Below are 22,089 nucleotides of genomic sequence, written 5' to 3' on the forward strand. Positions count from 1 at the left end.
AAATAAATTTTACAAAAATCATGCCTCTGGTTCATCAGGAGCATCATTTTCGTCTTCCTCATCCTCCTCGATCACATCCTCATCACCGTCTTCATCGCTCAGTTCAATCTCGCCGGTTTCAATTGCTTCCGACAAAGGCATTACGATTACGTTGCCCTCTTCATCAAGCTCCTCGGCCTTTTCGTCCGGGTCTTTCAGGATTCGGGTCACCGAGGTAATCTCGTCAGAATTGTTCAGTCGGATCAATTTCACACCCTGCGTGTTTCTTCCGGCCAGCCGAATGTCCAAAACGCTCATCCTGATAGCAATACCATTTCTGGTAATGATCATCAGATCATCCTGCTCGGTAACTTCCCGTATTGCTACCAGCTTACCGACCTTATCGGTCGCATTCATGGTGGAAACTCCTTTTCCACCCCGATTTGTAATGCGGTAACTAGCTATATCAGAGCGCTTTCCAAAACCGTTTTCAGAAACAACCAGCAGCTGCGCGTCTTCCCTGTTGATACAAACCATACCGATTACCTTATTTTCAGGATCATTCAGGTTAATACCACGCACACCAGCCGCCGTTCTACCCATCGGACGCACTCCCTTTTCATTGAAACGTACCGCACGGCCGGCACTAGACGCAATTACAATATCGTTGTCACCATTTGTAAGCGCTACATTTAGCAGCCTGTCTCCTTCATTAATTGAGATGGCAATGATACCATTTGCACGCGGGCGGGAATATGCTTCCAGCAAAGTTTTCTTAATGGTGCCCTGCTGAGTACACATAATGAGGTAATTATTGTTGATATAATCCTCATCTGTTAATGTTCGCACATTAATTACTGAACGAATCGAATCACCGTTTTCCAGACTGATCAGATTCTGGATCGGTCGGCCCTTCGAAGTTTTACTTCCTTCCGGAACTTCATAAACCTTCATCCAGAACAACTTACCGTATTCGGTAAATATCAACAGATAGTTCAGCATGGTAGCTGAGAAAAGGTGTTCCGTAAAGTCTGTATCCTTGGTTTTAACTCCGCGCGAACCTACCCCTCCTCTGGTTTGCGTACGATATTCCGACAAAGGAGTCCTTTTAATATAACCTTCATTTGAAATCGTAATCAGCATTTCATCATCAGGGATCATGTCCTCATCGCTGAATTCTTCTGCTGCAAACTCAATCTTGGTTCTCCGCTCGTCGCCGTACCGTTCCTTGATCTCTCCCAATTCAGTTTTGATGATCTCGTACTTACGATATTCATTGGCAAGAATGTCGCGTAAATCGGCGATCAAAAGCATAATCTCATCATATTCCTTGACAATCTTATCTCTTTCCAGACCTGTCAAGCGCTGCAAACGCATTTCAAGGATTGCCTTTGCCTGAATTTCGCTCAATGCAAACTGCTCCATTAAGCCGTTTTTCGCAGTTTCAGGATCTCGGGAGCTCCGGATCAACGAGATAACCGCGTCCAGATTATCCAGTGCGATAATCAAACCTTCAAGAATATGCGCACGCTTTTCAGCTTCTCTCAGTTCGTATTCTGTCCGGCGGGTAATGACTACAATCCGGTGATCTACATAATGCTTGATCAGGTCTTTCAGGTTCAGCAATACCGGGCGGCCTTTTACCAGCGCCACGTTATTTACCCCAAAAGAACTTTGCAAAGGCGTGTATTTGAACAAATGGTTCAATACGATATTAGGTATCGCATCTTTTTTCAGATCAAAAACAATGCGCATCCCGTCCCTGTCCGATTCGTCACGGATATCAGAGATGCCATCCAGTTTTTTATCGTTGATCAAAGCCGCGATCCTTTCGATCATCGCCGCTTTGTTCGTCATGTAAGGAATCTCGGTAACGATAATCTGTTCGCGGCCGGTTTTCGAAACTTCAAAACTAGCCTTGGAACGCATAATAATGCTGCCCCGACCAGTTTCCATGGCAGAACGCACACCATTGTAACCATATATAATACCACCTGTTGGGAAATCGGGAGCCTTGATATGCTCCATCAACTGCGGAATGGTAATTTCGTTATCGTCAATGTAAGCCAGCACCCCATCTATCACCTCGGAAAGATTGTGAGGCGCCATATTGGTGGCCATACCTACCGCAATACCGGAAGATCCGTTTACGAGCAGGTTAGGAAATTTCGCGGGAAGAACCGAAGGCTCATTCAGCGAATCATCAAAGTTAGGCTGGAAATCAACTGTATCTTTTCCCAGGTCATTTAAAAGCTCGTCAGCAATTCTTTTAAGACGGGCCTCTGTATAACGCATCGCCGCCGGATTATCGCCGTCAACCGATCCGAAGTTACCCTGGCCGTCAACCAGCGGATACCGCAGCGACCACGGCTGGGCCATCCGCACCATGGTGTTATATACTGATGAATCACCATGCGGGTGATACTTACCTAAAACCTCCCCTACTATACGAGCTGACTTTTTGTGAGCGCGGTTGTAATTCACACCCAGGTCCGACATTCCGTAGAGAACCCGCCTGTGAACCGGTTTCAAGCCATCGCGGACGTCGGGCAATGCGCGCGAGATAATGACGGACATCGAATAGTCAATGTAAGCCCCACGCATTTCATCCTCAATATTAATCGGGATAATGTTTTCACCAGAAGATTCTGCCATAAAGTGTTAGAAAAGAATCGAAATTAGTTAAAATGAGAGATTGAAAATATTCAACTACTCAGTGAATTAATACAATATTACCGTTTGCAAAAAGTCAAATTTCGCGATTTTAAAGCATTCTAGCAACTATCTTTTATGCTATTTGGGCGAGCCTCTTCTATATGCATGATATGCTGTCATTTATGCCAAAAACTGCTTCATTTAAAACTAAATTGGCATCTATCATTAAAAATCTCTTTCTTCCACCTTATTACGCTAAGCTTACTTTCCTACCATTTCAATTATGCCCTTATTACTTACTTTTATTGCGATCCTGGCACTTATCGCACTGATTGCCTGGTTAAAAATTGATACGTTCATATCCTTCCTGCTGGTCTCTATCGGGCTGGGCCTGGCGAGCGGCCTGGATGTAGCTACTGTCAGTACCGCAATTCAGAAAGGCGTGGGCGGCACACTGGGTGACCTTGTTCTTATTGTCGGTTTCGGTGCGATGCTGGGTAAGTTGGTTGCCGACAGCGGTGCCGCGCAGCGGATCACAGACGCATTAATCAGTTTATTCGGACAAAAGTATATTCAATGGGGAATGGCACTGGCCGGATTCGTGATCGGTATTCCGCTATTCTATAATGCAGGCTTCGTGATCGTGATCCCGTTGATATTTATGATCAGTGCTACCGCCCGTCTTCCTTTACTATATGTAGGAATTCCAATGCTTTCTGCACTATCGGTTGCGCACGGATACTTACCGCCCCACCCTTCTCCCGCTGCGATCGCCAGCCAGTTGCAGGCGGATCTTGGGAAAACTTTAATGTATGGTATCATTGTATCGCTGCCTGCGATTGCAGTGGCCGGGCCACTTTTCGGCAGTACTTTGAAAAGATTCCGACCCAAGCCGGACGAAGATCTGTTTAATGTAACGCCAAGGCCCACAGCCGAACTTCCGGGATTAGGCATAAGTGTAATTACAGCCTTGCTTCCCGTATTTCTGCTCACAGTGATGTCGGGGATCAAGCGCATTTATCCGGACAACAAGATAATCGGATTACTGGCCGAACCCTATTTCGGCATGCTGGTTTCTGTCCTTTTCGCAGCCTATGCGCTGGGTGTCCGGCGGGGTATGAACATGAAAGGGATCAGTAAATCAATGGAAGAAGCATTCAAAGGCGTTTCGGTGATTTTACTGATCATTGCCGGTGCCGGTGTTTTCAAAGAAATCATGACAGCCAGCGGCGTAAGCACCTACATTGCAGAAAGTCTGGCGGGCATCGATATATCTCCACTGCTTCTTAGCTGGGGAATTGCGGCGGTTATCCGCGTTTGCGTCGGCTCAGCGACTGTCGCAGGGCTTACCACTGTTGGCATACTTTCGCCACTCCTCGTCAGTGCTCCGGTAGCTCCCGAACTGATCGTACTGGCCATTGGTTCAGGTAGTTTAATGTTCTCCCACCTCAACGACGGTGGTTTCTGGCTTTTTAAGGAATACTTTAATCTTAGCATCAAAGAGACAATCCTTACCTGGTCAATTATGGAAACAATTGTCTCTATAATGGGATTACTGGGCGTTTTGGTGCTAAATTTGATCGTCTGACCACGTTTTGCAGCGAGGGCAGGCACTTCAATCCCATGGCAGGCGGGCACGTCCGTCCGTTGAAACGGACGGGTATTGACCGGGCGGCGAGATTGGCAGTTTTATGATTGAATCCACCCGTTCGTTTCAACGAACAGAATTTTACATCAATTCATCAATACCCGTTCGTTTCAACGAACAAATAATTAACCTTAATCCAATCAATACCCGTTCGTTTCAACGAACGGATAATTTCAACACTATGGAAAATACGCCGGAATCAAACTTTGCAGCCCTTGGCCTGAACCTTCCTCCCGCCCCCAAACCGGTTGGCGTTTACAAACCGATCCTAATCGTCGACAAACGCTGGGTATACGTATCCGGCCATGGTACCGTACAGGACGATGGCTCACTGATCATTGGCCGCATCGGAAGCCAAATGGATGCCGACCAGGGTAAACTGGCCGCCCGGCAGGTAGGACTGGCAATTCTTGCTACCCTGAAAGCAAACCTGGGCAGCCTGAACCGCGTCAAAAGAGTCATTAAGGTTTTAGGACTTGTTAACTGCACACCGGATTTTGAGAAACATCCATTCATTATCAACGGATGCAGTGAACTGTTTGCAAAAGTTTGGGGAGAAGAAAACGGGATAGGCGTAAGAAGCGCGGTCGGGATGGGAAGCCTGCCTGACAATATCCCGGTGGAGATTGAGGCGATGTTTGAGCTGGAAGAGAAGTAAACAATTTTGAATGATTGAATAACGGTCATTCAATCATTCAGTCATTCACTCATTAATCCATGTGGTATCAACTTAACAAACCCGAAGAGGTAATCTCGCCATCCCTGCTTTTCTACGAGGACAGGATACGGCATAATGTCACCAGCATGATCAATGTGGCAGGTGATGCGAACAGGCTGGTGCCACATATCAAAACCCATAAGTGTGCGGAAATTGTTGCGATCCAGCTCGAACAGGGAATCAGCAAGTTCAAATGTGCCACCATAGCGGAAGCGGAAATGCTCGCTAATGCCGGTGCCAAATGGATCCTGATCTCTTACCAGTTGGTCGGACCGAATGTTGCCAGGTTATTCCGGTTGAAAGAAGTGTTCCCATACGTGGTATTTTCATCACTGGTAGATAATGAAAAATCTGCCGATGAATTGAATGAGGCTGCATTGTCCGCAGGCCTGAAAGCTTCTGTTTTCATAGATGTAAACAATGGTATGAACCGGTCAGGACATCCGACGGATGTAACATTACTTTCCCTTTACAGATATGTGAGTACTTTATCACATATTGAATTCGGTGGTCTTCATATCTATGACGGCCACATCCGCAACCCTGAATTCCCGGATCGGAAAACTGCCTCAGACGAAGCATTCAACACGGTTCTTCCGCTGATCGATTTTGTGAAAAATGATATTGGCAGCGAACCGGTGATTATTGCCGGCGGATCTCCTTCTTTTACCGTGCACGCGATGCGTGACAACGTGCTTCTCAGCCCGGGAACGAATGTACTCTGGGATTCGGGTTATGGCGACCGCTTTGATGGCCAGCCCTTCGAACATGCTGCACTGATATTAACCCGCGTAGTTTCGAAACCTGCCACCGGAATAGTGACCATTGACCTGGGCCATAAAGCAATTGCCGCCGAAAATCCCATTGAAAACCGCTTTCGCCTCCTCAACCTGAATAGCTACACTTTAACCGGGCAAAGCGAGGAGCACGGTGTATTGCAGGTTTCTCCCGAGGTTTGGGAAAATGTCAATATCGGGGATGTTCTTTACGCACTACCCTACCACATTTGCCCCAGCGTTGCACTGCACGATTTTGCGACGGTTGTGGAAAATGGCGACGTTAAAACCGAGTGGAAAATTGTTGCCCGCAACAGAAGACTGACTATATAACCCACATCAATCAATAAAATGTTTTTATTTGACGCACACCTTGACCTTTCCATGAATGCAGTGGAATGGAACCGTGACCTGACCCAGGAGCTTTATTCCATCAGAGAGCGGGAAAGCAACATGACAGACAAACCCGACCGCGGAAAAGGCGTCGTCAGTTTTCCTGAAATGCGCAAAGGCAATATTGGAATTTGTGTAGCCACACAAATTGCCCGTTTCGTGAAGCCAGACAGCAAAATACCCGGCTGGCATTCTCAGGCCCAAGCCTGGGCACAAAGTCAGGCGCAAATTGCCTGGTACAAGGCAATGGAAGAAGCAGGCGAAATGACACAGATCACAACGCTTGATCATTTGAACAGCCACCTCGCTATGTGGCAAAACGCTGAATCCACAGCAAATCTGCCGATGGGATACATACTAAGCCTGGAAGGTGCCGACTCTTTCATCAGCCTGAAAAATCTTGAAATCGCCTATGGCTACGGCCTGCGCGCCATCGGTCCTGCCCACTACGGGCCGGGGATTTACGCATACGGTACTGATTCGGATGCGCCTTTATCGCAGAAAGGCAAAGATCTGCTCCGCGAGATGGACAACCTGAATATGATCCTGGATGCGACCCACCTGTGTGATACTGCATTTTGGGAAGCAATGGATATTTATAAGGGACCCGTTTGGGCGAGCCATAACCTGGTCCGTGCGATAACACCGCATAACCGGCAGTTTTCGGATGAAATGATTAAAACCCTGCTCGAAAGAAATGCGGTGATCGGGATGGCTTTCGATGCGTGGATGATGATCCCTGGCTGGGTTCGCGGTCAATCAACCCCGGAAAGTACCGGCCTGAAAATCGAACACATTATCCGGCATATCGACCATATCTGCCAGTTAGCCGGTAATGCAGATCATGTTGGTATTGGTTCGGACCTGGATGGAGCCTACGGAAAAGAACAGTCGCCCGGTGATCTTGATTCGATTGCAGACCTTCAGACAATCCCATCACTACTCTCCTCCCGTGGTTATTCGGTTGGTGATATCGAAAAAATAATGTGGAAAAACTGGGTGAAATTTCTGAATTCCGCCTGGGCCTGACACTTTTAAATGCAGATTAGAGGGAATTTATAAAATCTAATATTTTCTTAATAATATAATAAAAAGAATATCAAAAAAGCTTTGCAACTTTGGAAAGAATCCGGTTGCAGAGCTTTTTTACGTAAAAGCGATTTAGTTGTCATACTTATTTGGAATTATTATAAATAAGTATGATATTTACCTAGCATTACAGAGTAGTATGGCGAAAGCCAGTTTCATCAAAAGAATCCTTCATCAAACAATGGCCAGTAAGTATAAAATCTCATTCAGAACACGAATACAAAATAACAAGTCCTTCCAGCGACTGCACGATTGCCTGAAACAGCTTAATGTTAAACATTGGGCTTACGACTTTCAGGAATTTTTATTGACACTGACCTCAGAACTTTCAGACTTCACCCTGATCCAGGCTACACTCCGCTCGGCAGGTTATGTCTGCCATTTTGTGAAGTTAGAGAACCTTAATGAAGGGAGTGACTTTTCGAAAGTTAATGTAGCCTGAGTTTGTTCGGTTAATTTTATTTGCCTGCCGCATTAAACTGCGGCAGGCTTTTTTTTGCTTACTCCGAGATAGCAGACACCATAAAAGACAGAAAGTAAAAGACTTCTTCCTGACTTCTGATATGGTTGCGGGCGGCGGACAGATCGTCACCAATTTTGATGGTAAACGAGGTGTCCGGCAAAGCTTCAAACATATCCTCGTCCGTAGTATCGTCACCGATCGCCAGAATGAAATCGTAATTACCGTTGTCGACAAACATCCGTGTGGCTGTCCCTTTGTTGAATGCGGTTTTTTTCACTTCCACAACTTTATTTCCGTCAATCACCTGCAAATTCAACTCAGGCTGAATGTAGTTTTTAAGTTGCCAAAGTAGTTCCTGGGCCCGCCGGGTAGCGTATTCCTTCTCGTCGGCGGTGCGGTAATGCCAGGCAAGTGCGGTTTCCTTCTCCTCTACGAAAGCGCCGGGGCACCGTTTCGCGTATAAATCCATAATCGGGCGGATACTTTCTTTCCAGCCTTCTTCATAGCTCTCATTCAATGCCCAGTTTTCCGAGCCTTTCGTTTTTATCAAAGCGCCATGTTCAGCGATAATATGGACCGGCAGATCGTGGAACAAACTATCGAGGAAATCCTTATCCCGGCCGCTCACAATCACAACAGTATCCCGCTGCGCAATTTCACCTATCAGCTTTTTGACATCGGCAGAGATAATCGCCTTCGCCGGATCCGCCACGATAGGTGCAAGTGTACCGTCGTAATCAAAAAATAATATCCTGTTGCCGGAAGCTTCGTAAGCTTTCCTGATCGCGTCGATCCCTTTATTATTGAGGAATACCTGGCGCAACCGGTCGTGTTCAAGTTCAAGCATTGTCATTTGGGTAAAAAAGTCGTTGGTCCAGGCGAAAACGTCATAATCCATTATACGTTCACGCATGGCGTCCATTCTTTTGGTTTGTTCTTCAACCGGCATTTCAAATGCGATTTTGATCGCGTCTGCAATATCCTGTACGTCTAATGGATTGATTATAAGTGCCTCTCCGAGTTCCGCCGCCGCCCCCGCCATTTCACTGAGTATCAGCACTCCTTTCCGATCCTTTCGGCTGGCCACATACTCTTTGCAAACCAGGTTCATACCATCCCGGACAGGGGTGATCAGTGCTACATCGCTGGCGGTGTACATGCCAACCAGTTCGTGGTAGGGCATTGAACGATATTGGTAGATGATCGGCTGCCAGTAGATATTCCCATAGTCCGCATTGATCTTGCCGACGGTCTGGTCTATATCCGATTTCATTTGCTGGTAATGCTCGATGGTATCCCTGGAAGGCACCACAACCATAACGAACGACACTTTTTCATGCCACTCGGGGTACCTTTCCAAAAAACGCTGGTATCCTCTTAACCGGTGGATTATGCCTTTTGAATAATCCAGCCTGTCAACAGAAAAGATGATTTTTTCTTTCAGCGACTGCCTGGCGTCGTTTCTTGCCTGAACAACTTCCGGCGCATCAAATGCAGCATTGAATTTTTCAAAATCAATACTGATCGGAAACGAATCGACTTTTACAATACGGTTACTCATATTGATATAGTGAAGTTTGTTCCCATATTCCGAGACCAGTCGCGCAGCTTTCAGAAAATATTCGACATAATCATTTGTATGAAATCCAACAACATCAGCTCCCAAAATACCATCGACAATCGCCTTTCTCCATCCTACGGGAAGCATTCTGAATAGCTCATAGGAAGGGAACGGAATGTGAAAAAAGAACCCGATTTTGTTCTCGGGATATTTCCGGCGGATCATTCCCGGCAATAGCATCAGCTGGTAATCCTGCACCCAGATCGTGTCATCGGGTTGTATGATCTCGTCCAGCTTGTCAAAAAACAACTGATTTGCGGTTTGATAAGCCTCGTAATATGCGTCGTCAAAACGGGCGAGAGAAGGAAAATAATGACACAACGGCCAGATCAGATTGTTGCAGAAACCTTCATAGTAATTTTCATTGACTTCTTCGGAAATGAAAACCGGATGGGCTTGAAACTCTTCATTTGCAAGTGATTGTCCTTCGAGTTCTTCGGCGGTATTTTCCGAAAATCCGACCCATTGGATCTTTTCGCTCGCATTAAACTTAGGCATTCGGGGATCCTTAACAAGGGACAGCACCGCAGAAACAAGCCCTCCTGAATTCTGGACCAATTGGACCTGATCGTCTTCCCGGACCAGCTTAAATGGTAATCGATAAGCAACTATGATTAATCGTCCGGAGTTACCTGATTGTGATAATTTTTCCATAGGCATTTAAAAGCCCGCAAAACCTGTGCCAGAAGGCAATTAAAGGGCAAAACGCTAAGATGTGTCCAACTAGAACGTCTGAGATTACTAAATGGCAGTTGAAACCTGACAGTCGCCGACTGAGCCATTGATAACTGACAACTATTTCGATTTCAGATTTTGCCGTTGACCGGATTTGCATTAGTTTAGCTGTGCAACCTCTGTTATCATATTACAGGAATCGCGCTCGACGTGACGCAAAATAATCATCGGTTATTTTGCAAGCAATGACAAATTGCTGTTTTCCATAGAATAATATGATGATTGAACACAAATACAGGTTTTCAACAAACCTTAGATTAGTCCAGGACTACAATCAAGTAATCGCAGATTAATGCTGTGCCACTCTTTGTTGTGGGTTGCAGGCGGTCAGAAATGACCGCCATTTTTATGCCTTACCCACACAAAAAAGCTATCTCCACTTTTTATTAAAAAAGAAATTGACCGGCCAGGCAACCGTTTGACAGATGAGTTCATTATAATAGCGATTCACCCATTGGAAACTTGGTAAACCTTTCAATCATTCATGCGGCCCAGCAACAAGATGCATTTGCCCAGCGAATGGTCTTCAACAGTTACGGAAGGATTTTGTTCCGGCTTGCAAAACGGTACCTGGTCGACAATGCCAAGACCGAGGACGCCGTCTCGGAATCCTTTTGTATTATTTTCAAAAAAATGGGAAGCTGCCAGTTTCAGGCAATAGCGCCATTTGAAATGTGGATCAGGAAAATTGTCGTGAACGAATGCCTCCATATTTTAAGAAAAGACAAACGTTTTGACTTACTCAACGAGCAGGATAGTGACAACCATGTGCTGGACGACGCGACCGTCGAACAGTTAACCGCCGCGGAGATTTTTAAACTGATTGAAGATTTGCCTGCGGGCTACCGCGCCGTATTCAATCTGTACGAAATAGAAGGTTACACGCACGCAGAGATTGCGCAGCTGCTGGGAATCAGTCCGGGTACTTCCAAGTCCCAGTTGAGCAAGGCAAAAAATATGCTGCAAAGAAAAATCATCGAACTCGACCCGGATTATGCGAAACGAAAGATTATTTGAAAAAATAAAAGAAACGGCCCTGACGGAGACAACAGGGACGGATGAATATGATCCGGACAAGATCTGGTCGGATATTCAGCAAAAGGCAAAAAAAACGCGCACACTATGGTGGCACTATGCTGCCGCCTCGGTTGTGCTTGCTGTGCTCGTGCTGCTTAACATACCTGAGACTAAGCAGCAGAATGTGGTGGTGAGCATTAAAAAGCCCGGCCTGCCAGCAGCCAGCCAAAAACCGTTGGAACAGATTGAAGGGGAAACCGAAAACCTTCCCATAACGCACCAATTACCAGACTCAGACAGGAGTACTGATAGCCGAAATACAATTGACCCAAAATTACCAGAGGCCGCGCCAGCCACAGTCCGTATCGATACTGGCATGGAAGATCTGCAACTTCACCAATCCGGAATTGCGGAAAATCAAACTGTAATTAGTGAGGATCCAATCATTAATCAATCAGAAGAAACGGAGAACCCGGCCCGAAGAAGCGAGAAGGTACTGGTGGCCCACATTGACTTGCCTGACGAACAAACGGTTCAGCAATCCGGCTTGCAGCGCGTTTTTGATCAGGTAAAGAAGGACAGGGAGGCAAGGAAAATGCGACTGCAATTCAACAGGAACGTCGGTAAACTTACATTATGGTCATTTGTACATCAGAGTTTCGTCGAAAAACCTCCCGTAATCCAAATGCCCAAAAAGCCGAATCAATAGTTAAAGCTCAAATAAACCAATCCATTAGCCATGAATATGCTCTTATTAACACTCTCGATGGTCATTTTTCCGGCCCCAGCAACGGCCGCCGCCGATACGATTATTCTCAATGCCGGAAATGACAGCAAAATTATTTTTTACGGAAAATCAGCCACAGATCTGAAAAAGCTGGAAACGATCGATCTCAACAAAATCCTGAAAGAGTTAAATGCGGCACAAGCTGACCCACAAGGAACTGATAAACAATTCATTAACCTAAATAATAAAGAATTTATCACCGAACCTGCCAAGCCAACGAAAAGACAGCAATACCTGGCCAATACCTTCCTGAATTTGCATGTTGGAGTGGGATACAATGTCAATAGATACACCTTTTTCCAGGCCCCGCCCGCGCTGATGAACCACCCTACCGGCACCCTGACGAATGATATTGTAATGCAAAATCAGATGACCAGCAGCTTGTCGGTCGTGCATGATATGAAGTTGAACGACCGGCCGGGATATGCCATTTCCTTCCGTTATGGAGCAGGTATCGGATTGAATATTCAAAGGTATCTGCACTGGAACCGCGTTCAGTCCGTGTCGAATGGGGATCTGAAACAGGTAACTGACCGTGCAAGGGAATTGCTGAAAGAAAACCAGATTACGCCTTTGAAGTCGGATTTCAATGCGTTTCAAAGCTTTGTACAAATTGCGCCCCGACTTGCGATGAAGAACAGGAATGGATTGTCGACCTTTTATCTCAATGTGGGTGCCAGATTGAACTACAACAGAAACTTTCAGAACGCAAGCCCATCACAATATTCCAATGCGGTCATCATTATCAGTAACGCCGGCCCGACGGCTGGGGACGATGATGGTCCGATCACGACGGGGACCGGTCATGGTGTTTTCAGCAAGAAACACACGCTCGGGTTCAGTTATTTGGCGGAAATCGGCTACAAATGGATTGGGCTGTTTGTCCTGTATTATCCGCAATATGTACCCCTGGAAACGCGGCAGTTAAATGGTACCCACACAAAAAATCCCGGTTTTTCACCAGGAAAAACCGGGAACCTTGGTTATGTCTCTTTCGGGATCAAATTGGGCCGCTAGCATCAGCTGCCTTGCAGATAAATCAATACCTGGTCGCGCGCTGTCCCCGGCCGATGATCAGGTACAAAAATGATCCCAGGATCGGCATGAATACGATGACCAGGATCCAGACAAACTTGTTGTTAGGCCTGGTAAACTCAGACTTGATCACGTCGATAAGGGCCCAAATGACCATACCGAGAATCAGCAGGCCCACGATAGCCACCTCGGCGCCACCCAGCCCCATGAAAGCAAATAGCGTTGCAAGCATATTGGTAGAGGTTTATTAGTATTTACCGTTATTGGAGAATCTTTACTGCCTGCCGCGCGATCATAATCCATTTACCGCTTGCCTGTTTTTGCCAAACCTGCAATACTTTAATGTTCGCCGTTCCGGGTCCCTTTCCCGCGTCGTTGGTTTTCGCGGTCAGTATATGCCTCACGATGGCTGCATTACCTACAACCCTGATCGTCTGTTCGGTCAGGTCCATCGTGACGAAATCGTACTTTTTGCTAACCAGCGATTCCACGAATGTCTTCTGATCTTCAACCAGCCCATTCGAGTGGCCGTAGCTCAGGTCTTTGGAGGAAATTTCCTCCAAACCTTTCTGATTGGGTTCAACGAGCAATGCTTTTAGCGACTCTACCGCTTTTGCAACTTCCGCTTCTTCTTTACTTTGGGCCATGCTTTTTTGTGAAATAATAAAAGTTAACAGCAAAACGGCCATTCCGCCGAATACACCGGATCTTAGGTTCTGGTAAGTCATATGCTCTGGTTTAAATCTATTCCTGCTGTTAAAAATACGCGTAAGGGCATCTTTACTTGTCAAAAGCCAACAAATCAATCCCGTTTTTTTTATCTCTCTGTAAATCCGATCATCGTTCGTCGCTTGTCAATGCAATGAATGGACAACTGACTGTCGTCAGGTAGACGGGTCCGCGGATACCTTTGTCGGTAAAACACTCGACCGGCGAACTAAAACCGGGTCCTTTCCTGAAATCGTTTTCCCGCAGCTCGCTGATGTATTCCGAAACAAGTTTCCGAGCTGCTTGCATGTCAGTGCGCCCGATCAGTAATGCAACCCAGCCGACTGGTGTCCCCCAATAAGAGCCATTCTGGTAAGTGTTTTTTGGCACAATAGCGCTTTCCCAGGCCGTGTTGCTATCAAAATCCTGATCTGTCAGCACGTGCCGCACGCTTCCGCGGTAAGACAGTGTACCATTTTTAAAAGCCGAGACAAAAAATTTGCTCGCCGCTTCTATTTGCTTCTTGTCCAATATTCCCCAATGAGCAGCCAGTGCCGTCGCCCACACGTCCGGCTGTCCGCTCTTGCCTGTCGAAGCACGCAACATTCCGTTTGTGTCCAGGAATATTGCAGGAATTGTCTTTTTGATAAGCTCAGCGATCTCACGGTAGGTCGCACCCCTCTTGTTCTCCCCGGATTTTTCCAGGAGTTCGGCCAGCTGATTTGCGGCCCTGTATTTCAATAATGAAGGATATACCAGCTTTCCTGTGATCCTGATCGCATCCCGGAACCCGAAATCCACGCCTCGGAAATTGCCGGTTGTAAAGACAAGGTGATCGGTCATATCCGTCGGTGGCACGCGGAACGCATTTTCCAGTCGTTCCAGCAAAGTACTCCCGTTAGTACTTTGTTTAAAAAAATCAATATCAGAGGTGCTTTTGTAGTAATAGTACCCCATTTCTATAAAATAAAACTGGTCGCAGTAAGGTGGCGTCATCCCATACTCTTCCGTACCCTGCCCGAGATAATCGTAAGTACCCGGAAAATAAATCGGCATTTTATCATCGACACGGATATGGTCGGCGATCGCGCCAAACGGCACCAGGCTGCCTCCTTTCGTGATCCACGTTTGATCGCATTGCGTAGCGGCAGTTAGCAGGAGCATATGCTTCTGCTCTGCTGCTGAAACGAGCCCCGTTTCGAGCGACATCGCATAGTCGCGGATCCAGAAGGAAGGGTAAGTATCCCTCCCACCCGGCCGGATGAGCGTTCCGCCGGTGTTATTTTTCCCATAAGGGGCGGGCAAACTTTGGCCTGCGCGGATCCGTGAATTATCAAGCACATCCCCGGTGAGCTGCCTGAGGAATTTCAGGTCCTCGTCGGAGATGATCTTTGTCTCCTGCGCCAAAAGCGGGGTTGCAAGTGTCGCCCAGATAAAAGCAAGTACTGCTATCTTTTTCATTGGTAAAAAAGCGGTTACCAATGCAATTTTACCCGGAGCAACTACCCGGCTTTCCTCTGAATGCACCTGCCAGCAGAATTGACCTAGACGTTAAATTGCGACAAATGATGCTCGAGGTGTTTATGAAACATCACATTCCACTCCTCCTTCGTCAGTTTGCCGAACGAAAGTGATTCCTTGCCATCAAAGTAATCTTCCCCCAACTCAACTGATTTGTTCAGATAGCCGATCAGTCGATTTTTTTCAGTTCCAAAATCTTTATCAGAAGTAATCAGAAATGCCGGTGCTGTTTGGGAATTATGTTTGTAGGGTTTAGGGCCGCACACCGTATCCTTCACAAACATTTTCAGCATCCAACGCATGAATACACCAGGCTTTTTGTGTTTGTTTTCAAAAGCCATTTCGTAAGCTACATTCACGTGCGCCAACATTTGAGGCGCATTCATTTTGCCCCAGAGCGGCTTGGTCTCAGGCGTCAGATGGTTGATCCGGGCGATCAGGTTTGCAGCGGTTTCGGGAAGGAAAATGTTCTCCATGAAATAATTTCGTTTGGTTAAGGCCTTACGTGTCGAACCCTGACAGGGTGCCGGCTATAAAACTTTTTGTCAAAATAAGAATAGAAAAGCTGAAACAGCTGACTTTTTTGCCAAACGCTTAAAAAATACAGACAAACGCATGAGGCTACACGTACCACTGAGACATTTCGCAGCAGCTACTTTTCTGATCCTTCATTCCCTATTAGGCATAGCCCAGCAGTTACCCGTCATCAGGGCCGCGAAATCTTCGGCAAACATCCGGGTAGGAAACGAATTGCAACAGGGATCCTGGAATATCAACCCCTCCCTCAAACCAGATGTTTTTGATATATACGTAGAACCCGCCGGCACGCCGGTCACCTTTATCACCGACCAGGATTCGATCCGATTTCTCATCAAACCAGACAGTTATTACGATTTTGTGATACTGGTTAACGGAAAAGACAGTGCCCTCACTGCGATCAAAGGTTTTCCTTTTGTTCCCCGCGCACATTTCACCGATGATTATAAAAAATCGCATACCGGCAAAACTTTTGTCGAGGTTCCGCCATTTTACGAGCTGGTCAATATCGTTTTTGCATTGACGACCGAAGGCAGGAAAGATAATGGGATGATCGATAAAAAGATCCCCTACTATACCGAGGTACTGCAATGGTTCGATAAATATCGCAATGAGCCCGTGGTAGAACGCATCAATGCAGACCTGAAAAGCCCGGATGGTTATCACGCATTGAAAATGGACGCCTACGCATTCGAACTAAGTGGTGAAAAGGTCGTCAAAAGCCCTGTTTATGACCGCCTGGGGTTTTCGGATGGCAATAATCTCCAACATCAGATTGCCGGCTTGCAGGATTTTGGCCAAAAAAGCAATTTCTCCGATTTTTACGCAAAACATCAACCATACTACGACCGCCTGATCGCCAGCTACCGGGATTCGATCGGCGTGCAGGAAATGCAAAACTGGCTGACGGTCAATTTCCCTTCCACCAGGTACGATTCATTCAAGATCATTTTTTCTCCCCTGGTAAGCAGTAATCAGTCTGCAACTCGCTTCGACTACGACGGTTTCAGAGAAGCACAGGCGCACGTCAATTTTCCGCGTATGGACGGTATCGGCTCAAAAGAATATTCAAAAAAAGCGTTTCTGGTACAAGCAGGAAGCATTCTGTTCACTGAGCTTAACCACGCATTCATCAATCCGGAAAGTGAAAAGCCGGAATATGCGGCCAGGATAAATAAAGCATTTGCCGATCTGAATGTCTGGAATGATATGCAAAAACCGGCCAAGTATTATGCTGACGGCTATTCTTCCTTCAACGAATACATGAATTGGGCGCTGGTCTGCCTGCGTTATGCCGACTACGCGCCCAAAGCCGAGCAGGGGAAATTAATCAGTCGAACCGAGGATATGATGGTCAACCTGCGCGGTTTCAAGAAATTTGCCGCATTCGACCAGTTTTTGGTAAGGCTGTATAAAAACCGCAAAAAGGGACAGGTATTAGCAGATCTGTATCCTGAGATTGTGAGCTGGTTTGAGAAAAATGCTTAATACTTACTTTACATCAAAAAAGTATCAAAAGCATTATACATTATAAAATGGTGTTTACTTCTGCTACATTTAGATACAACATATCTCTTTTCTCCGGATGGTAACGTACGCGCAGGGTTTGTCCGTCGCGCAGTTGGAAATAGGTTTCTTCATCGACTTCAACCTGCACACCCGACTGATCCTGCGGGTGAGCGATCCTTAGGAAATGAAGTCTTTGCCCGTTCCGGCCTTTTCTGCTGGATCTGTCGATCAGCCTGCCTATGCCCTCCTGCGTGAATGATCCGCTCGGGTACAGCCATGACTTACGGATTTTACCAACCAGAGAAGGAAGTATTCTGATTAGTGCCGAAAGAAGGAATGGTGATGCCATGAAGACAATGAATTGGAAGGGTGTCCAACTCTTGCCGATAGCTTCAAAAAATCCAGTCACCAGCGTCCACTTGAATATTCGACTTAGCGAATATAGCAATGGAAGTGCTAGTCCGATTACGTTCAGGGTATTCGAAACTACGACCGTAACCGCTCCGAGATAATTCACGACCTGGTCTCCGTAAAAGTCATTTTGTCCCGTTTTTGGCATTGTGCTGCTCTTTAAGCCAGGTTCTTTTCAAAACAAACACTATTTGCAACCCCTATATATTGCCCGTAATTGGGTGTAGCCTGGTACCCGTTCTTTTGATAGAAGGCCACCGCCTCCATTTGCCGCCTGCCTGTTTCCAGCACGCAGCGGCTCATACCCAGTTCGGCGGCCCATTTTTCCAGCTCAGCTAATACCAGCGTCGCGATTCCCCGGTTTCTACCCTCAGGAGCCACAAACATCCGCTTTACTTCCATTGCATCTTCACCAAAAGCTTTCATAGCCCCGCAGCCGATCGGTATGCCATTCTCGTAGCACACAATCACATGCCTGAGCTTTGCAATCTTATTGTATTGCGAGTAAAAAGCATGTTCGTCTCCGTCAGTTACCGCCAGATAAGCGTCAAGCGCCTTCACCAGGGTTACGAAATCCGGGTTTTCAGAAGTTGTTCGTACTATTTTATGCATGCTGCCACGCTGATTTCAAAAGAATGACCATTGTTGTTCGTTTGAAAATAGGCAATACGAAATAAAAAGACAAGTAAGGGTAGATATTACCGGCAAATGATTCTTACTTCCATTTGATATTTACACAACACAAAACACAAATGAATATCCGCGAGCTATTTTACACCCACCAGGGGAACCTCATTCACAAGTGGGACCATTATTTTGATATTTACGAAAAGCATTTTGCCAGGTACAAAGGACAAAAAGTGAATATCCTTGAAATCGGGATTTCGCACGGAGGGTCCATGCAGCTTTGGAAGAAATACTTTGGTGAAGGCCTACATATTTACGCAATCGACATTAACCAGGATTGTAAAAAACTCGAAGAGGAAAATACGACCATATTTATCGGCTCGCAAAGCGACAAAAGCTTCCTTCAAAATGTTGCCAGCCAGATCCCCGATCTGGACATTATCATCGACGATGGCGGTCACATGATGGACCAGCAGCTTATATCCTTTGAGACGCTTTTCGGCAAAGTAAAGCAGGGCGGGGTTTATCTTGTTGAAGACACGCACACTTCCTACTGGACCGAGTTTTATGGCGGATTAAGGAAGCCGGGTAGTTTTATCGAACATTCAAAAAATCTGATCGACACCCTTTACGAGAGTCACATCCACTACGATAATCAACTGTCCTTCAATGATATTACCAGAAATATCAGCTGCATTTCCTTCTATGACAGCGTAGTAGTTTTCGACAAAGAGTTGCGCAAAAAACCCTTTCACAAACAAATAGGAGAAATGACAATCACGCCCTACGTGCAGATCGAAAAAAGGAAGGAAACATTCTGGGAATCGTGGAAAAACAAATTCAAGCCCAGGCGCAGGCACAGCTTTGAGGAAAATGACGGAGGGTTTGCTTGAACATTCTTACCGCAATTCATCCAGCTCCACGACTTTCGGTGTTTTAGTCAGTAAGTGTATAATAAACCACGCTACGAGATACGTAAAGCCACAGATCGTGAAGATGATGTTGTAGCCACCGGCAAGATTCCCCGCGGCTTTGTACGAATCCAGCAGGCTGCCGATCAGGATCGGAAACAAAATTCCCCCGACCGCACCGGCCATTCCGCCGATTCCCACGACCGAGCTCACTGCCTGTTTCGGAAACAGGTCCGAAGGTAGCGTGAATACATTGGTAGCCCAGGCCTGGTGCAATGCCACCGCAAAACTGATCAGCCCGACTGCTACCCACACATTACCCGCAAACTGGATCAGGATTACCGACAATTCAAGCACGGCGAAGGCAAGTAAAACTGCTTTTCTCGCTTTTAATGTCGGCCAGCCTTTTTTGATCAACCAGCCCGAGAGATACCCGCCGCCGATGCTCCCGATGGTGGTTGCGGTATAGATGATCATTAATTCGAGACTGAATTTTTTAAGGTCCAGGTTGAAAGTGGATGCGAAATAGGAAGGCAACCAGAAAAGAAAAAACCAGTAAATCGGGTCGATAAGGCCCTTCCCGGTGATGTATGCCCAGGTTTGCGGAAAGGTAAAAAGCTTGATCCATTTCACCGGCTGCTTTTCCGCTTCATGCTCGTCCTGATCCTGCCCGCTGGTAATGTAATGCAGCTCCTCAGCACTCAAACGTTTCTGTCTGACGGGAATATCGTAAAAGATCAACCAGAAAATCAACCAGACAAATCCCAGCGCACCGGTGATCCAGAACACTTCCTGCCAGCCATATGCACTTAATATCCAGGGAACAAGCAGTAATGCTACCACCACCCCCACACTGGTTCCCGCATTAAAAAGCCCGGTCGCAAGTGCGCGTTCCTTTCTAGGAAACCACTCCGCAACCGTTTTTACCGCGGCCGGATAATTCCCCGCTTCACCCAGCCCCAATCCTACTCTAGCAATCCCAAAACCGACCGCACTTCTCGCTACGGCATGCAGCATGCCCGCGATACTCCAGAAAACGATCGTGAATGAATAGCCGATTTTAGTCCCGATTTTGTCGATCAGCCAGCCGAACACAAGCAAACCGACTGCATAAGCCGCGGTAAATGCCATGACAATGCGGGCAAAATCGGTCTCCGTCCACACAAACTCCTTTTCCAGAATAGGTTTCAGCAACCCGATAATTTGCCTGTCAAGGTAATTGATCGTTGTAGCGAGAAATAGCAGGACCACAATAATCCACCTGTAACCTTTGAAAGAGGAGTTGTTCATCAGAGAGAAAGTTTATGTACAAATTGCTGGAAATGTGCCTTTAAGCCTGCCCAATCTTTGTTTTGAATCAGTTTTTTATCAAAAAGCTGCCCGCCTATACCCAAACCGTTTGCCCCGGCTTGCAGAAAAGCATTCATATTTTCAAGTCCTACGCCACCTGTCGGCAGCAATTTGAGCTGGTTCATGGGCGCTTTCAGGTCTTTGATATATTCCGGGCCAAGGGAAGTGGCCGGATAAATTTTGACCATCGTCGCGCCGAGCGTCCATACATTGTAAATCTCAGTCGGCGTGAAGGCGCCGGGAAAGATCGGAATGCCCTTTTTTACGCACGATTTGATTACTTTTTTATTAATTACCGGGGTAACAATGAATTGTGCTCCCGCTTCCAATGCAGCTTTCAGGTCATTTTCAGTACAGACCGTCCCCGCTCCGATATTCAGCCCTGCACTTTCATGGGCGATCGCATAACTGATCATTTCAGCTGCGTCGGGAGTATTCATCGTGATTTCTACTGTCGTCAACCCCGCTTCCCGGTAAATCGGCAGGATCTGCTTTACATCTTCCAGTGAAACGTTGCGGATAATTCCAACCAAAGGGGCTTTTTTAAACAGCTTGTCCGAAAATTTTTCTTTACTCATAATTTGATTTGTTCAATGTTAAACTGCCGCGCCCGAAAACCCGGAGATGCCCGGCGACCGCTGCTTTGTCAATAATGTCAGGCGGAACGATGATGGTCTTGCCCACCAATCCCAATGCATTCGCCGCGTTTTTGTATAGTTCGAAAAGATTATTTCCGCTGCAAAGCACAACTTGCCTGTTTCCCCCGGCAGCAAGTGTCTGCATTTCCGAACCGATCAAAAGGCCGCTCAGGTACATTCCGTTCTGTTCCTTGTCCAATAAACCAAAAAGCTGGTTGGTTCTCACCTTGAAAAGTGAATTTAAAATAACACCTGCCCCCGATTCCTGCACGCCTTTCAGGAAAGCATCCCAGGCCGGAGCAGGCAAACCGGCAGATTGATAGGGTTCAATGGAGTCTTTCAAAATGCTGTGACGGGCCACAATATCAAAAATTTCCCCCGTCATAAAAGTCCTGAAACCGACCAGTTTTCCATCGCTTACATACAAATGTTTGGAATGCGTCCCCGGGAAAATGAAGATAGCCTCCTCCCCTGCCGGCAGCGCCACCAGTTCGTTCAAACCGATCAGCTGCGTCTCTTCCCCGCGCATCACATCATGGTCACTACGTACCCCCGAGAGCAGGATGATCTCATGCGGAAAGCCAGGTACTTCTTCCAGATAACTTGTCTGAATATCGCTTCCATCGAGGGCGAAAGGGATTTCCGCGTAGGCAATTTCCTGCATTCCAATCGAAGAGGAAGCCATTCCGGAAATGATGACAGGAATACCATCCAGTTTAATCCCGGCCGTACTGCCTAGTTTCTCAATCTGCTTTTTAAGATAGTTTTTAAAAAAATCGATACGCGAGACGGAACCGGCATGTTGTTCTTTCCAAAGCGAAAACGTGTCGCTCACGCCGTTCCGGGAAACCAGCTCCCCCAACACTTCCCGATCAGCACTCCTGATCAATCTCAACCGGAAAGAAGTTGTTCCCCAATCACAACTTAATATACATGCACTCATTTCTCCGGGTTGATTTAT

Annotated in this window: 21 protein-coding genes; 10 read left to right on the forward strand and 11 right to left on the reverse strand. The window is 46.6% G+C overall.

What is annotated here, in order from left to right; translation table 11 throughout:
* Positions 1 to 18: 18 nt before the first annotated feature.
* Entirely contained in the window at positions 19 to 2,634 is a 2,616-nt protein-coding gene (gene gyrA, locus FXO21_RS25300; protein WP_149642696.1) for a DNA gyrase subunit A, read from the reverse strand.
* Positions 2,635 to 2,917: 283 nt separating this feature from the next.
* Between gyrA and FXO21_RS25305 the strand changes: the two genes are divergently transcribed.
* From FXO21_RS25305 to FXO21_RS25325, 5 genes are all read left to right on the forward strand, one after another.
* Entirely contained in the window at positions 2,918 to 4,222 is a 1,305-nt protein-coding gene (locus FXO21_RS25305) for a GntT/GntP/DsdX family permease (protein ID WP_149642697.1), read from the forward strand.
* Positions 4,223 to 4,463: 241 nt separating this feature from the next.
* Complete coding sequence (locus FXO21_RS25310; RefSeq protein ID WP_149642698.1) at positions 4,464 to 4,940, forward strand: RidA family protein; 477 nt, start codon at positions 4,464 to 4,466, stop codon at positions 4,938 to 4,940.
* 59 nt (positions 4,941 to 4,999) lie between these two features.
* Positions 5,000 to 6,109, forward strand: a complete 1,110-nt coding sequence (locus FXO21_RS25315; protein ID WP_149642699.1) for a D-TA family PLP-dependent enzyme — start codon at positions 5,000 to 5,002, stop codon at positions 6,107 to 6,109.
* Between the two features lie 18 nt (positions 6,110 to 6,127).
* Positions 6,128 to 7,198: a dipeptidase gene (locus FXO21_RS25320; protein ID WP_149642700.1), complete on the forward strand. Its 1,071-nt coding sequence runs from the start codon at positions 6,128 to 6,130 to the stop codon at positions 7,196 to 7,198.
* Positions 7,199 to 7,439: 241 nt separating this feature from the next.
* Positions 7,440 to 7,700: a hypothetical protein gene (locus FXO21_RS25325; RefSeq protein WP_149642701.1), complete on the forward strand. Its 261-nt coding sequence runs from the start codon at positions 7,440 to 7,442 to the stop codon at positions 7,698 to 7,700.
* Positions 7,701 to 7,758: 58 nt separating this feature from the next.
* On the opposite strand, the gene FXO21_RS25330 is transcribed toward FXO21_RS25325, so the two are convergent.
* Complete coding sequence (locus FXO21_RS25330) at positions 7,759 to 9,996, reverse strand: bifunctional alpha,alpha-trehalose-phosphate synthase (UDP-forming)/trehalose-phosphatase (RefSeq protein ID WP_149642702.1); 2,238 nt, start codon at positions 9,994 to 9,996, stop codon at positions 7,759 to 7,761.
* A gap of 543 nt (positions 9,997 to 10,539) precedes the next feature.
* On the opposite strand from FXO21_RS25330, the gene FXO21_RS25335 reads away from it, so the two are divergent.
* From FXO21_RS25335 to FXO21_RS25345, 3 genes are read left to right on the forward strand one after another with little or no spacing between them, the layout of a single operon-like run.
* Entirely contained in the window at positions 10,540 to 11,094 is a 555-nt protein-coding gene (locus FXO21_RS25335) for an RNA polymerase sigma factor (protein ID WP_149642703.1), read from the forward strand.
* Positions 11,072 to 11,803, forward strand: a complete 732-nt coding sequence (locus tag FXO21_RS25340; protein WP_149642704.1) for a hypothetical protein — start codon at positions 11,072 to 11,074, stop codon at positions 11,801 to 11,803. Before FXO21_RS25335 ends, FXO21_RS25340 begins: the two co-directional genes overlap by 23 nt.
* A gap of 36 nt (positions 11,804 to 11,839) precedes the next feature.
* A complete protein-coding gene (locus FXO21_RS25345; protein WP_225865861.1) occupies positions 11,840 to 12,898 on the forward strand; it encodes a hypothetical protein in 1,059 nt (352 codons plus the stop codon).
* Positions 12,899 to 12,920: 22 nt separating this feature from the next.
* Here the strand turns inward: FXO21_RS25345 and FXO21_RS25350 are convergent, their stop codons facing one another.
* The 4 genes from FXO21_RS25350 to FXO21_RS25365 all read right to left on the reverse strand — a co-directional run bounded on the left by FXO21_RS25350 (position 12,921) and on the right by FXO21_RS25365 (position 15,621).
* Positions 12,921 to 13,148, reverse strand: a complete 228-nt coding sequence (locus FXO21_RS25350) for a PLDc N-terminal domain-containing protein (RefSeq protein ID WP_225865862.1) — start codon at positions 13,146 to 13,148, stop codon at positions 12,921 to 12,923.
* Between the two features lie 28 nt (positions 13,149 to 13,176).
* Entirely contained in the window at positions 13,177 to 13,644 is a 468-nt protein-coding gene (locus FXO21_RS25355) for a nuclear transport factor 2 family protein (RefSeq protein ID WP_225865863.1), read from the reverse strand.
* Positions 13,645 to 13,753: 109 nt separating this feature from the next.
* Entirely contained in the window at positions 13,754 to 15,085 is a 1,332-nt protein-coding gene (locus FXO21_RS25360) for a glucosidase family protein (RefSeq protein WP_149642706.1), read from the reverse strand.
* 83 nt (positions 15,086 to 15,168) lie between these two features.
* Positions 15,169 to 15,621, reverse strand: coding sequence for a DUF1569 domain-containing protein (locus FXO21_RS25365; protein WP_149642707.1), 453 nt, complete (start codon positions 15,619 to 15,621; stop codon positions 15,169 to 15,171).
* 139 nt (positions 15,622 to 15,760) lie between these two features.
* Here FXO21_RS25365 and FXO21_RS25370 point away from each other — a divergent pair, with 139 nt between their 5' ends.
* Positions 15,761 to 17,170 carry a DUF4932 domain-containing protein gene (locus FXO21_RS25370; RefSeq protein ID WP_149642708.1) on the forward strand — a complete coding sequence of 470 codons (1,410 nt, stop codon included), beginning with the start codon at positions 15,761 to 15,763 and terminating at the stop codon, positions 17,168 to 17,170.
* A 40-nt stretch (positions 17,171 to 17,210) separates the two neighbouring features.
* On the opposite strand, the gene FXO21_RS25375 is transcribed toward FXO21_RS25370, so the two are convergent.
* Together FXO21_RS25375 and FXO21_RS25380 are read right to left on the reverse strand one after the other, a co-directional pair.
* Positions 17,211 to 17,750, reverse strand: a complete 540-nt coding sequence (locus FXO21_RS25375; protein WP_149642709.1) for a hypothetical protein — start codon at positions 17,748 to 17,750, stop codon at positions 17,211 to 17,213.
* 11 nt (positions 17,751 to 17,761) lie between these two features.
* Complete coding sequence (locus FXO21_RS25380; RefSeq protein WP_149642710.1) at positions 17,762 to 18,214, reverse strand: GNAT family N-acetyltransferase; 453 nt, start codon at positions 18,212 to 18,214, stop codon at positions 17,762 to 17,764.
* A gap of 140 nt (positions 18,215 to 18,354) precedes the next feature.
* Here FXO21_RS25380 and FXO21_RS25385 point away from each other — a divergent pair, with 140 nt between their 5' ends.
* Positions 18,355 to 19,122, forward strand: coding sequence for a class I SAM-dependent methyltransferase (locus FXO21_RS25385; RefSeq protein WP_149642711.1), 768 nt, complete (start codon positions 18,355 to 18,357; stop codon positions 19,120 to 19,122).
* Positions 19,123 to 19,128: 6 nt separating this feature from the next.
* On the opposite strand, the gene FXO21_RS25390 is transcribed toward FXO21_RS25385, so the two are convergent.
* From FXO21_RS25390 to FXO21_RS25400, 3 genes are read right to left on the reverse strand one after another with little or no spacing between them, the layout of a single operon-like run.
* On the reverse strand, positions 19,129 to 20,430 hold the full coding sequence (locus tag FXO21_RS25390; RefSeq protein ID WP_149642712.1) for an MFS transporter: 1,302 nt from the start codon (positions 20,428 to 20,430) through the stop codon (positions 19,129 to 19,131).
* Positions 20,430 to 21,068: a bifunctional 4-hydroxy-2-oxoglutarate aldolase/2-dehydro-3-deoxy-phosphogluconate aldolase gene (locus FXO21_RS25395; protein ID WP_149642713.1), complete on the reverse strand. Its 639-nt coding sequence runs from the start codon at positions 21,066 to 21,068 to the stop codon at positions 20,430 to 20,432. The genes FXO21_RS25390 and FXO21_RS25395 overlap by 1 nt, the downstream gene beginning before the upstream one ends.
* Entirely contained in the window at positions 21,061 to 22,071 is a 1,011-nt protein-coding gene (locus FXO21_RS25400) for a 2-dehydro-3-deoxygalactonokinase (RefSeq protein ID WP_149642714.1), read from the reverse strand. Before FXO21_RS25400 ends, FXO21_RS25395 begins: the two co-directional genes overlap by 8 nt.
* Positions 22,072 to 22,089 lie beyond the last annotated feature (18 nt).

Source organism: Dyadobacter sp. UC 10 (genome assembly GCF_008369915.1).
Classification (GTDB): Bacteria; Bacteroidota; Bacteroidia; order Cytophagales; family Spirosomataceae; genus Dyadobacter.